The 14,098-nt window shown below is 46.0% G+C and carries 15 protein-coding genes and 1 tRNA gene; 6 read left to right on the top strand and 10 right to left on the bottom strand.

Annotated features, from left to right (window positions below; translation table 11 throughout):
• The 6 genes from DDR33_RS16575 to DDR33_RS16550 all read right to left on the bottom strand — a co-directional run.
• The coding region (locus DDR33_RS16575; protein ID WP_109416914.1) for an ABC transporter permease at window positions 1-1,243 on the bottom strand (1,243 nt) is incomplete at its 3' end.
• A 68-nt stretch (window positions 1,244-1,311) separates the two neighbouring features.
• Entirely contained in the window at window positions 1,312-2,397 is a 1,086-nt protein-coding gene (locus DDR33_RS16570; protein ID WP_109416913.1) for a mechanosensitive ion channel family protein, read from the bottom strand.
• Between the two features lie 84 nt (window positions 2,398-2,481).
• Window positions 2,482-2,895, bottom strand: coding sequence for a DUF6691 family protein (locus DDR33_RS16565; RefSeq protein ID WP_109416912.1), 414 nt, complete (start codon window positions 2,893-2,895; stop codon window positions 2,482-2,484).
• 2 nt (window positions 2,896-2,897) lie between these two features.
• Window positions 2,898-3,467 carry a YeeE/YedE family protein gene (locus DDR33_RS16560; protein ID WP_109416911.1) on the bottom strand — a complete coding sequence of 190 codons (570 nt, stop codon included), beginning with the start codon at window positions 3,465-3,467 and terminating at the stop codon, window positions 2,898-2,900.
• Between the two features lie 5 nt (window positions 3,468-3,472).
• Window positions 3,473-4,255, bottom strand: a complete 783-nt coding sequence (locus DDR33_RS16555; protein ID WP_109416910.1) for a sulfite exporter TauE/SafE family protein — start codon at window positions 4,253-4,255, stop codon at window positions 3,473-3,475.
• A gap of 60 nt (window positions 4,256-4,315) precedes the next feature.
• Window positions 4,316-4,975: a Crp/Fnr family transcriptional regulator gene (locus DDR33_RS16550; protein WP_202913766.1), complete on the bottom strand. Its 660-nt coding sequence runs from the start codon at window positions 4,973-4,975 to the stop codon at window positions 4,316-4,318.
• A 95-nt stretch (window positions 4,976-5,070) separates the two neighbouring features.
• On the opposite strand from DDR33_RS16550, the gene DDR33_RS16545 reads away from it, so the two are divergent.
• The gene (locus tag DDR33_RS16545; protein ID WP_109416909.1) at window positions 5,071-6,765 is read left to right on the top strand and encodes an FAD-dependent oxidoreductase; all 1,695 of its coding nucleotides are present in this window, start codon (window positions 5,071-5,073) and stop codon (window positions 6,763-6,765) included.
• Here the strand turns inward: DDR33_RS16545 and DDR33_RS16540 are convergent.
• Window positions 6,753-8,240 carry a phytoene desaturase family protein gene (locus DDR33_RS16540; protein WP_109416908.1) on the bottom strand — a complete coding sequence of 496 codons (1,488 nt, stop codon included), beginning with the start codon at window positions 8,238-8,240 and terminating at the stop codon, window positions 6,753-6,755. The genes DDR33_RS16545 and DDR33_RS16540 overlap by 13 nt on opposite strands.
• Window positions 8,241-8,478: 238 nt before the next feature.
• Here DDR33_RS16540 and DDR33_RS25585 point away from each other — a divergent pair, with 238 nt between their 5' ends.
• From DDR33_RS25585 to DDR33_RS16525, 3 genes are read left to right on the top strand one after another with little or no spacing between them, the layout of a single operon-like run.
• A complete protein-coding gene (locus DDR33_RS25585; protein ID WP_146198794.1) occupies window positions 8,479-8,955 on the top strand; it encodes a hypothetical protein in 477 nt (158 codons plus the stop codon).
• Window positions 8,948-9,652 carry a lycopene cyclase domain-containing protein gene (locus tag DDR33_RS16530; protein ID WP_109416906.1) on the top strand — a complete coding sequence of 235 codons (705 nt, stop codon included), beginning with the start codon at window positions 8,948-8,950 and terminating at the stop codon, window positions 9,650-9,652. The genes DDR33_RS25585 and DDR33_RS16530 overlap by 8 nt, the downstream gene beginning before the upstream one ends.
• Window positions 9,633-9,881, top strand: a complete 249-nt coding sequence (locus tag DDR33_RS16525; RefSeq protein ID WP_202913769.1) for a cytochrome b5 domain-containing protein — start codon at window positions 9,633-9,635, stop codon at window positions 9,879-9,881. Before DDR33_RS16530 ends, DDR33_RS16525 begins: the two co-directional genes overlap by 20 nt.
• Window positions 9,882-9,895: 14 nt before the next feature.
• On the opposite strand, the gene DDR33_RS16520 is transcribed toward DDR33_RS16525, so the two are convergent.
• The gene (locus DDR33_RS16520; protein WP_109416905.1) at window positions 9,896-10,816 is read right to left on the bottom strand and encodes a PfkB family carbohydrate kinase; all 921 of its coding nucleotides are present in this window, start codon (window positions 10,814-10,816) and stop codon (window positions 9,896-9,898) included.
• Between the two features lie 132 nt (window positions 10,817-10,948).
• Between DDR33_RS16520 and DDR33_RS16515 the strand changes: the two genes are divergently transcribed.
• Window positions 10,949-11,022: transfer RNA gene (locus tag DDR33_RS16515), tRNA-Asn, on the top strand.
• Between the two features lie 270 nt (window positions 11,023-11,292).
• Here the strand turns inward: DDR33_RS16515 and DDR33_RS16510 are convergent.
• A complete protein-coding gene (locus DDR33_RS16510) occupies window positions 11,293-12,147 on the bottom strand; it encodes a phosphodiester glycosidase family protein (RefSeq protein ID WP_109416939.1) in 855 nt (284 codons plus the stop codon).
• A gap of 119 nt (window positions 12,148-12,266) precedes the next feature.
• On the bottom strand, window positions 12,267-13,037 hold the full coding sequence (locus DDR33_RS16505) for a sulfite exporter TauE/SafE family protein (protein WP_109416904.1): 771 nt from the start codon (window positions 13,035-13,037) through the stop codon (window positions 12,267-12,269).
• A 104-nt stretch (window positions 13,038-13,141) separates the two neighbouring features.
• Between DDR33_RS16505 and DDR33_RS16500 the strand changes: the two genes are divergently transcribed.
• Entirely contained in the window at window positions 13,142-14,095 is a 954-nt protein-coding gene (locus DDR33_RS16500; protein ID WP_109416903.1) for an acetyl-CoA carboxylase carboxyltransferase subunit alpha, read from the top strand.
• The last annotated feature ends 3 nt before the right edge of the window (window positions 14,096-14,098 follow it).

Raw genomic sequence — 14,098 nt, 5'->3', positions numbered from 1 at the left:
ATTCATATCTCAGCGCTTCCACCGGGTCCAGCCGGGAAGCTTTTGACGCGGGGTAAAGGCCGGATACAACGCCGACCGACACACAAAGGATAACTCCCAGTATGATCCAGGCCCAGGGAATGAGGAAGCTTGCTCCCAGCAGGACTGCGACCAGGTTACCGATCAATATACCAAGTACGATTCCGGCGAGTCCGCCGATCAGACATATAACAATTGCTTCCAGGAGGAACTGCTGCCTGATTATTGCAGGGGTTCCTCCGATTGCTTTGCGAACACCTATTTCGCGTGTACGTTCGGTGACCGATACCAGCATAATGTTCATCAGCCCGATAGAGGCTCCTGCGAGGGTAACTACGGCGATTACAATGGCAGCCAGGGTAACCCATTTTATATTTTCCAGTAAAGTTTGGACGATAGCGTCGCTTTTTGTGATCTCAAAATCGTCAGACTTTCCTGCATGCAAGCCCCGGATATTCCTGAACAAGGCGGTAGCTTCCCCGATGGCAGTTTCTGTTACATTCGGGTTGCTGCTCATAACTGTGATGGTGTAGCTGGGATTCGAATTTGTGGTGATCTGCCTTGCTTTCAATAAGGGGACGATACACATTTTGTCTCCGCCAAACCCTGCACCTGCACCTTTTTCCTTCAGAAGTCCTACTATGCGAAACTTATTGCCCCCTATAAGGATTGACTGATCTACCGGATCCGTTTTGGGAAACAGGCTTGTCTTAATCTCATACCCGATAATTACCACATTACTGCCATAATCAACTTCGGTTTGCGAAAAGTTTCGTCCACCGGTCAGTTCAAATCCTCCGGTAAGCAGATAATTCTCATCGGCACCGAGTATCGATATATTGGGATTAGTTTTCAGGCTCCCATGTTTTACTGTGGCGCCCTGAGTAGCAAACATATTTACCGATACTGTTGCCGGGAATGTAAAACCTCTTTTGAATGCTATTGCCTGCCGGAAGGTGATTGATTCGTATCGTTTAGCTTTTTGTCCTCCGTCGCCGATCCGTATTCCGATGCCCCGGTTCCGGATGGTAAATGAGTTGGCACCCATTCGTGAGAACGTATTGTTTAAGGAGCTTTTTATCGCGTCGATAGATGTGAGTATCCCTACAAGCGCCATCAAACCGATAGCAATAATGGCTGCGGTTAAGAATGTTCTTAACTTATTACTTTTTACAGATTGTAATGCAACCCTGACATTTTCTTTATAGCTCCTGCTTATGGCCATGCAATAAAAGTACAAATTCCTGATGAGTTAGACAGGAGCAGGTTTCATTTGTTACACCTGCTAAAAACTTAGGCAGGTTTGCCGGTTACCGCAGGGGGGGCGTCTATCTCTGCACGGGTGCGTGGTAAGCTGCCGGGATAGTTCTTCTCGACAAATTTAATCAGGTTCTCGCGCACATAACAACGTAAATCGAATGCTTCGCCTGAATTCCTGGAACTCATAAGCGCCCTTATTTCTATCGTTCTCTCTTTGGTATCCGTCACCTGCAAAACATTCACTTTTCCGTCCCAGAGGGAAGAACTCTGAAGTAAGCGGGTTAATTCTGCCCGGAGTTCTTCCACCGGCACAGAATAATCCAGGTACAGGAAGACTGTGCCCAGTATCTCAGACGTTTTTCGTGTCCAGTTCTGGAAGGGGTTGTTGATGAAATAGCTGATCGGCAGAATCAGCCGGCGCTGATCCCAGATCCGCAAGACGACATATGTCAGGGTAATCTCTTCCACTCTGCCCCATTCTCCTTCTACTACCAGGACATCGTCGATCCGGATTGGCTGCGTAAATGCTATCTGAAAGCCGGCCAGAAGGTTCCCCAGAGACTGTTGCGCAGCAAAACCCACGATAGTCGCGCCGATGGCTACCCCGCCGAGTAATCCTGTTCCCAGCTTTCTTAGATTATCGAAACTTAAGAGGATGGCGGCGATTGTCAGGATGACGATAATAGCCACCGCCAGTTGCCTGACGTATTGCAATTGCGTCATGATCCGTCGCGCTTTCAGATTATTAGCCTGGTTGATATCGTAAATATGTAAGATGACCGCCTGGAAAATGCGCACTGTACGGATCAGCATAGCAGCGAAGGCAATGGTGAGGCAGATCTCTGTAATGCGGTCCAGATTGTGGGCGACGGGCTTCTGAAGGCGAAGGGCTGGTAGTACAATATTGAGCATGACCAGGGGAAGGAAGTATCCCGCCGGTGCATGGAGATGGGTGGAGACCTCATTAAAAAGGTAAAACTTCGTTTTCCTGTAATTAAACCGGAGGAAACTCCTGATTATAGCCCTGGCGAGAAGACCTGTAAGTATGGCTCCTGAAATGAGAATGGCATTCCAGATAAAATCCGGAAGATTTTCTATGAAGGATAGAATCGAATTCATGTTACCTATACGTATTTTTACGCTACAACAACCTTCTGCTCGTTTTGATTCGTAAAAATCCGGTGATCATCCTAATGAAACAGCTTAGTGAGGGATCTTATCTTTGATAATTCCATAGGTAAGTGTTCCGAGGAGGGCGCCTGCAATAACCACCAGGAAAGTCAGATAACCGTATCCGAGGTTGACAAAAATGGGCCCCGGACAAGCTCCTGTCAGCGCCCATCCGAGCCCGAAGATGATGCCTCCGAAAAGATATTTCCTCCATTGCATTTTCTTGTCTTCCAGGATAATAGGATTGCCGTGTATGTCTTTTAATCTGAATTTCTTTATCAGGTAGGTGATGGCCGCTCCCAACAATACGGCGACCCCGATTATTCCGTACATGTGAAATGACTGAAACCTGAACATCTCCTGAATCCTATACCAGGAAATGGCTTCAGATTTGCTCATAATGATTCCGAAAATTGTTCCGGCTATAATAAAACGAAGTGCTTTCATACTTAAAATATAAGAGGCAGGAGTAAATGAGTCATGATCAGGCCCCCGATGAAGAAGCCTGCTACTGCAATTAAGGAAGGCTTTTGAAGGTTTGAGAGTCCGGTTATGGCGTGCCCGGATGTACAGCCTCCGGCATAACGGGAGCCAAAGCCAACCAGGAACCCTCCGGTGATCAGGATAAGGATACCTTTTACGGAAAGAAGAGCCTCAGGTCCGAAAAGTTGTCCGGGCTGCATCTCGCCTGTGAAATTGATTCCTATTTTCTGAATATCCTGAACGGTGGATGAAGCAAGTTTGAGTGCTTGTCCATTCTCAAGAAAATGGGACGTAATAAAGCCGCCCAGAATGGAGCCTAAGAGAAAAAGGAGGTTCCATGCCTGATCTTTCCAATTGAAGTTAAAGAACGCCCATTTTCTGCCCGCCCCGCACAGGGTACACAAGGTGCGGAGATTGGACGAAAAGCCGAATGTTTTGCCTGTAAACAGCATAAAAGCGAGAACAAGTGCAATCATGAAACCTGAAACGTACCAGGGCCATGGTTGCCTGATTGAATCTGATATTGCGTCGATCATGTTTGTTAAAGTATTTCTGTTATTAAAATTATGGCTCCCATCCCCAGGATAAACCAGCCGAAGATCTTTTTCAGTTTGCCTGAAGAGATGAAGCCTGAAATGTAGTTGCCCACTATCGTCCCTGCAATGGCCAAAACACTTATGGAAAGGAGGAGGGGCCAGTTGATATCAAAGTGAAAGAGATCGCCGGTAAATCCGACGAGGGAATTGACTGCTATGATGAGAAGAGAGGTACCCACTGCCTTCTTTATGTCAAGTCCTGCAAACACAACCAGTGAAGGGATAATGATAAATCCGCCTCCAGCTCCCAGAAGTCCGGCAACAATGCCGGTTGCGATACCATTTGCAATCAGCCCGCGGTCTGAGGGAGCGAAATTGCGGTCTGGATCCTTTTCTTTTCCTCTCAGCATACTGAGAGATGCCAGCATCATCAGTGCAGCGAACATTATAAGGATCGCATCGTCTTTTTGGATGGTGAAATAATGATTTTGTATAATTATCTCCGGGATTAACGGGACGATCACTTTTCTGAAGAGGAAGACAACCACAAGCGAGGGGGCTCCAAATGTCAAAGCTATCCGGGGATCGACCGTTCCTTGTTTGAATTTCGGCAGTACACCTGCTGCACTTGAAGTGCCGACGACGAAAAGGGAGTATGCTGTAGCCGGTACCGGGTTCAGATGAAACAGGTACACAAGGACAGGAACCGTCAGAACAGATCCTCCTCCTCCCGTGAGCCCAAGGGATATACCGATAAACGCTGCTGCTAGATAGCCTGTTATTTCCATCGGGTGCAAAAAAATGAAATAAATGCGGGGGAGTTTGTGATTCTTGTCACAGAGGCTGATCTAGAAGTGGCACTCAATATAGTTTCTAAAGAGGGAGATCTGCCTGTTCTGTTCCAACTTCTTTAAAAGCCTTGAGATCACTTCCCTGGATGAATTCAGATCGTTGGCAATCTCCTGGTGGGTGATCCGGAGTTGCTTCGTTTGCAATTTTTCGCACTGCCGCTTCAGATAGTATTCCAGGCGTTCATCCATACTTTTGAAAATGACGTTATCTACTACTGTAAGGAGTTCTTCAAACCTGCTCCGGTAAGAATCGAGCACAAAGTAATACCATGTTTTGTGCTCGCGCATCAGGTCGTCCATTAACTGTATGGGGATTGTGAGAACAATGGTCGGTTCAATAGCCTTGGCCATAATCTGGCTTGTTTCCTGGCGTGTGGCGCAGATCATCGACAACGCGCATGCCTGGCCCGGTTCAAGATAGTAGATAAAAAACTCTTCTCCTGCTGCGCCTTCCCTGTACAGTTTTACCCTGCCTTCGGCTATTAAAACTGTAGACCTGAAATATTGCCCGGTTTGCATGATCTGTTCCCCGGCAGAAAACTCCCTTAAGGAAGCATTCGCGGCGATCTTTTCTTTGAGCGCAGGCTCAAACTGGCTGAAGTGTTTCCCGAGAAAGAAAGATGAAGAATAATTATCCATTGCCTGGTTTTGAGACATGTTTTTATCAGATTGGTAAAAAAATCTAAGAATGTGATCAAAGTTACATTTTAGGCAGGATATACTTCTTTTCTTTGAACCACAATATTCGGTATATGAAGTATGTTATTATCGGCGGCGTTGCCGGGGGAGCAGGAACAGCGGCCCGTTTGCGCAGAATGGATGAAACGGCAGAGATCGTGATCTTTGAAAAAGGGAAGTATATATCTTACGCCAATTGCGGCTTGCCCTATTATATCGGGGAAGTTATAAAAGAGCGGGATAAGCTTCTTATTCAGACCGCTGCTTCTTTTAAAAGCAGGTTTAACACAGATGTCAGGGTTAATACTGAGGTAACAGCGATTCAACCTGCGGAAAAAAAGGTTACGGCAAAATGCAGCGTTACCGCCGAGGTATATGAAGAGAGTTATGATAAACTGGTTCTGGCTCCGGGGGCCTTTCCGGTAAGGCCGCCGCTTCTCGGGATTGACGGGGAGGGGATATTCACTCTCAGGAACGTATCGGACATGGATGCTATAAAGCAATACGTTCATTCCGGGGGGATCCGGAGGGCTGTTGTGATAGGTGCCGGATTTGTAGGGCTTGAGATGGCCGAAAATCTTCATCACCTGGGATTGGAAGTGAGTATAGTTGAGAAGGTCTCTCAAATATTGCCGCCACTTGACTTCAATATCGCAGCAATTGTACAACAACATATTAGGGCAAAAGGTGTGCGTTTGTACCTGGATACAGCAGTCTCAGCTTTTGAACGTCAGGACGGTGAAGTCTCAGTTAAACTGGGTAACGGCGATTCTATAGAAGCCGATATCGTTATCATGTCCGTCGGAGTAAGGCCCGACACCCGGCTTGCGCTGGCCGCCGGCCTGGAGACCGGCAAGTCGGGCGGAATCGTGGTAAACGAGTTTCTTCAAACCTCAGATCCTGATATATATGCTGTGGGGGATGCTATTGAGTTTCCTAATCCTTTTACCGGCAAACCAGGGCCTGCGTACCTGGCTGGGCCGGCTAATAAGCAGGGCCGGATCTGCGCCAATAACCTTGTAGCAGGAAATGTACAGAAATACCCGGGTTCTATTAGTACAGCTATTGTTAAGGTGTTTGATATGACGGTAGGGATTGCCGGCATGGCGTCTAAAAATCTGCAAAAGGAGGGGATACGCAACATCGTGTCTACCACGCACGGCGGCTCGCATGCCGGATATTATCCCGGAGCCAGGCAGCTAACTATTCAGATAGCGTTTGCGCCTGTTTCAGGCAGACTTTTAAGCGCCCAGGTTGCAGGGTATGAAGGAACGGATAAGCGCCTGGATGTTTTAGCCTCAATTATTCAAAGAAACGGAACGGTTTACGACCTTGCAGAATTTGAGCATGCGTATGCGCCGCCTTTTTCATCAGCAAAAGATCCGGTTAATATAGCAGGGTTCGTTGCCGATAATATCCTGTCGGGCCGTATGAAAGTGATCTACCCGTGCGACATCAGCCGCCTGGAAGAGGATACCTTATTGCTTGACGTCAGAAGCCCGGCAGAACACGATAGGGGAGGAATCCCAGACGCCCTCAATATCCCTGTTGATGAACTCAGGGATCGGCTCCATCAGTTACCGGCAGACAGAAAAATTGTTATTTATTGCCAGGTAGGCCTTAGAGGCTATCTGGCACAAAGAATTCTGATGCAGAGCGGGTTCAGCAGGGTATATAACCTTTCCGGTGGTTATCGTTTGTGGGAGATATACCAGGAAGCATGTTATCAGCTTCAGGCCGAAGATTGCGGATGCTTTCAGCCTGCCTGACCTTCAATGATCTTTATCGCTTCGGCCGCCGCTACCTGCCCCGAGATAATCGCAGGGGGGACTCCCGGTCCCGGAATAGTTAATTGTCCCGTAAAAAGGAGATTGTCTACTTTCCGCGACCTTAACTTGGGTTTCAGGAACGCCGTCTGGAGCAGGGTGTTTGCAAGACCGTATGCGTTACCTTTAAAAGAATGGTAATCATTAATAAAGTCGTTTATGGCATAGCTCCTTTTTACGATGATTGAGCCGCTTATATTTTCTCCTGTAATAGTTTCGATCCGATGCATGAGCAGGTTGAAGTATTTCTCTCTTATTTCGGGAGTGTCTGTTAGTCCGGGTGCTACCGGGATCAGGAAGAAGAGGTTCTCTCCTTCAGGGGGAGCCACCGAGGGATCTGTTTTAGAAGGGCAGCAGACATAGAAGAGCGGCTTTTCAGGCCATGCAGGCTGCTGATAGATCTCTTCCGAATGTTTTTCGAAATCCTCATCGAAGAAGAGGTTGTGATGCTTTAAGTTTTTTACTTTTTTATTCAGCCCTACAAAGAACAGCAAAGAAGAGGGAGACATCGTTCGTTTATCCCAGTAGGAAGCGGAATAGTGGCGGAAGCGCGGGGCCAGGAGTGTTTGTTCTGAATGTTGATAATCAGCATTGGAGATAATGAAGTCGAACTCAAAAGTACCTTTCCCGGTTTGTACACCTGTCGCTCTGCCCTGGTCTGCGATGATTTTCTGAACTTCTGCGTTCAATTCAATTCGCACTCCCTGGCTGCGTGCAATTTCAGTCATTGCTTTTACAATTTCATTCATACCCCCCATCGGATACCAGGTGCCGAGTGCCAGATCAGCGTAGTTCATCAGGCTATAGAGGGCAGGAGTGTTTTTGGCAGTGCCTCCCAGGAACAATACCGGGAATTCCAGCAACTTAATGATCTTTGGATGGGAGAAGAACTTCCGGATATGGCTCCTCATGCTGGTGAACATCTGAAGTTTAAAGCTGGCTTTGAGAAGCTTCAGGTCGGCATATTCCCTCACGGAATGGGAGGGGCGATAAACAAAGTCGCCCATGCCTGTCTCATATTTAAACCGGGCCTGAATCAGGAACTCTTCCAGCTTTTGTCCTGATCCCGGCTCTATCTGTTCAAACAGTTCTTTAAGCTCAGGTATTCCTGCCGGGATATCTGTGTAATCACCGGCCCCCCAATAGACCCGGTAAGAAGGGTTCAGTCTTTGCAGGTGATAGAAATCAGTGGCAGAATGCCCGAATCGTTTGAAAAAGTTTTCAAATACATCCGGCATCCAGTACCAGCTGGGACCCATATCGAAGCGGAAACCATCCTGCTCCCACGTCCGGGCTCGGCCGCCCGGCTGATCATTCTTTTCAAAGACAGTAACATCATAACCTGCCTGTCCTAAAAGGCTTGCAGCTGATAATCCGGCAAAGCCTGAACCGATGACTGCGATCTTCGATTTTTTCATTTTTTATTTATTGCACCGGTTCCAACTTATAAAACTGATTCGATACTCCGTAAATGTAACTTGTTTAATATCCATACGCAATAGCGTTTCGGCGGGATATTCAGATGTCAGCGGATACATTTTTATCATAAAATCAGAATATCTGAAACCGGAGTATGCAATTTTGCGTATATTGATCTTAAAAAGATGTAATATGATGCGGTGGTTTTTTATTTTGTTATTATTTCTCCCTTTTTCAATGAAGGCATTTGATATCAGTCAATTGCGGAAAAGTTATATTGCGGCTGTAAAGGATAAGGAAGTTGCAGAGAAGTTTTACAAGATGCTGGAACCCCAGGCGTCTTCCAGTCCTCTTATGCTCGCTTATTACGGTTCTGCTCAGGCGATTATGGCTAAACATGCGTGGAATCCGTGTAAAAAGATGGAATATGTAAAAAGTGGGTTGAAGACAATGGAAACAGCCGTTGCCAAAAGCCCTGAGAGCCTGGAAATCCGTTTTCTGCGGTTTAGCCTGGAATATTATCTGCCCTCTTTCCTTGGATTGAGCAAGCATATGGAGGAAGATGCTGCAAAGATGCTTGAGCTGGCTCAGAAAGGCCAAATAGATATTGAAGATCCTGTATTGGTGAAAAATGTGATTGGTTTTTTGAAGAAGAGCGGACGATATAGTGCAAAAGAATTGACTATATTCGACGCAGCTTTGAATAATGGATAGCCACTATACGTACCTGCTGATAAATTTTTTAACTGTTTTTTTTCCAGTAATACTGTCGTTTGACAAGCGGGTTCGCTTCTACAGCAACTGGCGGTTTATCTTTCCCGGGTTGCTTCTTACAGGCGGGCTGTTCCTGATCTGGGATTATCTTTTTACAATATTCGATGTATGGTCGTTTAATGAGAAATATATTCAGGGGATCGCTTTCTTTAACCTTCCTCTTGAAGAGATCCTCTTTTTTATTACGGTTCCCTTTGCCTGTGTGTTCATCTATGAGTGTCTGAACTATTATGTCAGGCGTGATATTCTGAAGAATGTAACACCGGTGATAAGCTGGCTTCTGGCTGTATTTTCGGTGCTGATGCTTTTACTGTTTTATAACCGGGTATATAGCCTGATTACATTCGGGCTGCTTTTGTTAACGTCGTTTTACTTCCTGTGGAAGAGACCCCGGTATCTGAGCCGTTTTTATTTAGCTTACTTCGTTTCTCTGATTCCTTTTTATATTGTCAACGGTTTGCTTACATCGCTGCCTGTGGTAATCTACAGCAACCTGGAAAATACGGGTGTCAGGGTTGGAACTGTTCCCCTGGAGGATCATTTTTATTCATTGACCCTGTTGTTCTTTAATATTGCCTTTTTTGAATATTTCAGGAAGTCCGGAGGGAAACATCATGATGGAAACAGAATTGCCTGAGTTCACCAGGTCTCAGCTTGCTTTGCGCAACGGGCAGGACAGGGCCGAAATATGGATAGCTTTTAAAGGAGTTATTTATGATGTTTCTGCCAGCCGTCTCTGGAAGAACGGAAAGCACTATGAGCATTGGGCTGGGCAGGATCTGACGGAAGAAATGGAAGACGCCCCCCATTCGGAGAGCGTCTTTGGTCGTTTCGTGGTTGTCGGCAGGCTAAAATTACCAGGCTGACATTGTTGTGAGACCTATTGTTCTATCACAAAGCTGCTCAGGCTGACAAATTCCAAAACTCTCTTAGCTATCTTTTCTGCACTGAGGTCTTCAAGCCCTCTTGTTCCGAACTTTTCAACACAAAAAGATGCAAGTGCAGAGCCATAGATAATGGCGTTCTTCATATTATTAAAGTTTATAGTGCCGACTTTCGCAAGATAGCCGATAAAGCCTCCGGCAAAAGTATCACCTGCACCGGTAGGGTCGAATACTTCGGCAAGCGGAAGGGCAGGGGCAGAGAAAATCTGATCTTCGCCAAATAAAAGAGCGCCATGTTCTCCTTTTTTGATGATGAGATATTTGGGTCCCATAGTCAGGATCTTTTTAGCAGCCTTTACCAGGGAGTATTCACCTGACAGTTGTCTGGCTTCAGCATCGTTTATTGTGAGTACGTCTACCTTCGTTAATACTTGCTTCAGATCGTCCAATGCAACATCCATCCAGAAATTCATGGTATCGAGTACAACCAGTTTGGGTTTGTTTCTGAGCCTCTCTATGGTGGTTTGCTGAATCTGGGGCGTCAGGTTTCCGAGAAGAAGAAATTCACAGTCCTGGTAAGATTCCGGAATCAGGGGGTCAAAGTCGGCCAGAACATTTAATTCCGTTGCCAGAGTATCCCGGCTGTTCATGTCGGTATGATATTTTCCTGCCCAAAAGAAGGATTTTTCTCCTTTTTTTATCTGTAAGCCGTCGACGTTGATGCCATGATTTTCTAAAATACTGATTTCTTCCTGTCCGAAATCATCTCCAACAACACTGACAATTTTAACCTTGTCATAAAAATAAGAAGCTGCAAGTCCTGCGTAAGTGGCTGCTCCTCCGACAATTCTGTCTGTTTTTCCAAACGGCGTTTCAATTGCATCGAAGGCCACCGTACCTGTAATAACTAAGCTCATTAATTTTTTTTAAAAAATCTTTAGGCAAATATTGCATAAATAAATTTAAATCCCGAATATTGCAGTCCCAAAACACAGCAACGCTGCTAACTTAAAAAGGGGCAGCAAAGCACAATAACCGGGTAAATGTACTCCTGAGTAGCTCAGCCGGTTAGAGCATCTGACTGTTAATCAGAGGGTCGCTGGTTCGAGCCCAGCCTCAGGAGCAAAAAAAGCCGCTTAAAAAAGCGGCTTTTTTTATGAAATCTGGTTTTGTTTTTCGGCGAAAGTTGCTGACTAAGCTCTAATTTCATGGGGCGAATACAAAGTGAACTCCTTCAAAATCTACGGATCAGGCAAACTTATCAAACTGATAAGGAGCCCTGCTGTTTACCTAATAAGGTGCCTATCCTGAATCCCGGTGTCTGGTCTCCTTCTGGAATAGATATCAGCGCATGCATGTTAATCCGGATTTTATTCGATCTTCTGCCGTGTATTTATCTTTTCTTTACCAGGACAACATTAGCCACTTCTCTTTCCCCTTCATGATCCCATTTTTTATTGTCAGATGGGTAGTTAACCACTCCGTTATCTGGTTCATTCCTGATCCATAACGTTGTCGAGCCTCCGCCATCCAGGTTAATAGCGTCTTTATATCTCAGCCATCTGACGATTTTGGCCGTCTCCTGCAGGCTCATGCCTGCTGCATTTGCATGCCTGCCGTCTATTGTGATCAGCAGGACACGATTATTCCTTCCTGTGGCGATTACCGACCTCGGATGGCGTGTCAGGCTGAATGAAGATGAATCCTGCGGGATTTCCCTTGATCCCAGCAGCAGCATGGGGCCAGACACCATAATATCTTCTCCCTGCAGATGTTTCTCCCATTCCTGGGACCCGTCCCAGGACGACAATGATAATTTTCCTTTCCTGATTACGACGGCTGCCTGCTGATGTCGCGCTCTTTCATTGTTTTCTTCTTTCCGGTTCTCATTTAACACCTGGTCGTTTAAACGCAGATAGTCAACCGAACCTCCCCGGGCGACATCGAAGAACGTGCCATTAATTGCGGCTATTGCGTTGGCGGCCAATCCGAACCCGCTCGTAGTTTTCTTCTGTCTGGCTTCAGCTGCAAGATCGAATTCGACTTTCTTCTTCTGTTTTATTTCCAGTATAGAGATGTTCTGGTTGGATCTGAATAGTGTGCTGTCCTTAAAGCTGATCGTTTTAAGGAATATACCCGGCGACAGCTTTTTGACTTTCCATTTAGCCTGAGCTACGAGTGCAGAATCTGTTGCGGCAAAGCAGCATGAAAAAGATAATGAGAGAAGAAAGGGCCAGAGAGCTTTCATATTATCAATGATGTTTTTTATGAACTCAAAAATAGCAATGTCTGTGTATTCACCGATTGAACCCGGAATGAAATCGGAGCTCTTCCGTGTAAACGCAGACTGTGGATGCTTGAGATATTTTAAAAGTATGGTCTGAATACATCCCATCCGAAGCGAAGGATGGTTCCAAAGACGACAACCAGGAAGAATATTTTTATGAAGCGGTTCCCTTTAAGCAGCGCAAGACGGGTGCCCAGAAATGAGCCGGAAAGGTTGAAGATGGCCATAGGAATAGCGTACTGATAAAGAATATGACCGGTTCCTGCAAAATAAATAATCGCTGCGAGGTTGGTGGCAACGTTTACATACTTTGCACTGGCGCTGGAGTGGAGGAAGTCGAACCCAAGGAACGAGATAAAGGCGAGGATAAGGAAGGTGCCGGTGCCGGGACCTATCAGGCCGTCATAGAATCCGATGATGAACCCGAATGTCAGCCCTAGCAGGATCTGACGAAGACCGGTGTGGTTTTTCTCCTGGTGCAGGCCAAAGTTCTTTTTGCTGTAGGTATAAATGCCGGTAGCTGTCAGTAAAATGAGAATGAATGGTTTGATGTAAGTGCTGTTAATTATGGAAATACACCAGGCGCCCAGGATGGAGCCGGTAAAGGCAGCGAGGATAATGAACAGAAGCAGTTTTACCTTGATCTTTACATGGCGTGAATAGCTGAAGGCTGCAAAACTGGTGCCTGCGATAGATGGTATTTTGGTTGTTCCGAACAAAGTAGCTACCGGATATTGCGGAAGAATGATCAGCATTGCCGGGGTTTGTAATAGCCCTCCTCCGCCGACAATTGAGTCAATAAACCCTGCAAAAAAAGAAACGATACAAAGTAATACCAGTTCAATAGTCATTGTTACAAACAAAAAGTAAGGGGATAGAGGAAGGCAAAAATAAGTTTTGAAGAGAGAATATTGATATCAAATTCATACCTTAGCCTGATTTTTTGTTTAATACAATGAATACATCTTTTGATTTTGAGAAGCCGATAGCGGATCTTCAACAGCAGATAGAAAAGGTAAAGCAGGTGTCGGAGAAGACTAAAGTTGATATGACTGCTACAGTGGCAGAACTTGAGGGAAAGTTGGAAGCCGCCCGGAAACAGGTTTATTCAAACCTTACGGGCTGGCAGAAAGTTCAGATCTCCAGGCATCCTGAAAGGCCATATACCCTGCAATACATTGAATTGATTTGTGATTGTTTTATAGAGCTTCATGGTGATCGTACTGTTAGTGATGATAAGGCTATTGTAGGCGGATTTGCTTCTATCGGAGGCCAAACGGTCATGGTGATCGGGCACCAGAAGGGTACCAATACCAAGCTGCGCCAGTACCGTAATTTCGGTATGGCTAACCCGGAAGGATACAGAAAGGCTCTGCGCCTGATGAAGCTTGCTGAGAAGTTTAATAAGCCGGTTATTACGCTTATCGATACACCGGGAGCATATCCCGGGCTGGAAGCCGAAGAGCGTGGCCAGGGTGAGGCGATTGCAAGGAACCTCCTGGAAATGTCAGTTTTAAACGTGCCGGTAATCTGTGTGATTATAGGAGAAGGTGCTTCAGGGGGTGCTCTTGGTATAGGTATCGGCGATAAAGTGTTAATGCTGGAACATTCCTGGTATTCTGTGATCTCTCCGGAAAACTGTTCTGCCATCCTTTGGAGGACCTGGGATTTTAAAGAACAGGCAGCAGAGAGCCTTAAACTGACTGCTGAAGATATGTTAAAGAACGGCCTGATTGATGGGATCATTCCTGAGCCCCTTGGTGGAGCTCACCAGGATCCCAAGGCGATGGCTACTACACTGAAAGAAAGAATATTATCGGACCTTGCTACACTGAAAGAAAAAAATATTGAAGAACTGGTGAACGAAAGAATTGAGAAGTTTTGTTCAATGGGGGTTGTGGAGGAATAGGGG

Source organism: Pararcticibacter amylolyticus (assembly GCF_003130405.1).
GTDB classification, from domain to species: domain Bacteria; phylum Bacteroidota; class Bacteroidia; order Sphingobacteriales; family Sphingobacteriaceae; genus Arcticibacter; species Arcticibacter amylolyticus.
This window is presented reverse-complemented; position numbering and strand designations above follow the sequence as displayed.

Excerpts from the sequence above, each read along its gene's own strand:
- DDR33_RS16570 (WP_109416913.1), bottom strand. The coding sequence starts at position 2,397 with ATGAATTCGATTCTATCCTTCATAGAAAATCTTCCGGATTTTATCTGG.
- DDR33_RS16565 (WP_109416912.1), bottom strand. The coding sequence starts at position 2,895 with ATGAAAGCACTTCGTTTTATTATAGCCGGAACAATTTTCGGAATCATT.
- DDR33_RS16560 (WP_109416911.1), bottom strand. The coding sequence starts at position 3,467 with ATGATCGACGCAATATCAGATTCAATCAGGCAACCATGGCCCTGGTAC.
- DDR33_RS16555 (WP_109416910.1), bottom strand. The coding sequence starts at position 4,255 with ATGGAAATAACAGGCTATCTAGCAGCAGCGTTTATCGGTATATCCCTT.
- DDR33_RS16550 (WP_202913766.1), bottom strand. The coding sequence starts at position 4,975 with ATGTCTCAAAACCAGGCAATGGATAATTATTCTTCATCTTTCTTTCTC.
- DDR33_RS16545 (WP_109416909.1), top strand. The coding sequence starts at position 5,071 with ATGAAGTATGTTATTATCGGCGGCGTTGCCGGGGGAGCAGGAACAGCG.
- DDR33_RS16540 (WP_109416908.1), bottom strand. The coding sequence starts at position 8,240 with ATGAAAAAATCGAAGATCGCAGTCATCGGTTCAGGCTTTGCCGGATTA.
- DDR33_RS25585 (WP_146198794.1), top strand. The coding sequence starts at position 8,479 with ATGAAGGCATTTGATATCAGTCAATTGCGGAAAAGTTATATTGCGGCT.
- DDR33_RS16530 (WP_109416906.1), top strand. The coding sequence starts at position 8,948 with ATGGATAGCCACTATACGTACCTGCTGATAAATTTTTTAACTGTTTTT.
- DDR33_RS16525 (WP_202913769.1), top strand. The coding sequence starts at position 9,633 with ATGGAAACAGAATTGCCTGAGTTCACCAGGTCTCAGCTTGCTTTGCGC.
- DDR33_RS16520 (WP_109416905.1), bottom strand. The coding sequence starts at position 10,816 with ATGAGCTTAGTTATTACAGGTACGGTGGCCTTCGATGCAATTGAAACG.
- DDR33_RS16510 (WP_109416939.1), bottom strand. The coding sequence starts at position 12,147 with ATGAAAGCTCTCTGGCCCTTTCTTCTCTCATTATCTTTTTCATGCTGC.
- DDR33_RS16505 (WP_109416904.1), bottom strand. The coding sequence starts at position 13,037 with ATGACTATTGAACTGGTATTACTTTGTATCGTTTCTTTTTTTGCAGGG.
- DDR33_RS16500 (WP_109416903.1), top strand. The coding sequence starts at position 13,142 with ATGAATACATCTTTTGATTTTGAGAAGCCGATAGCGGATCTTCAACAG.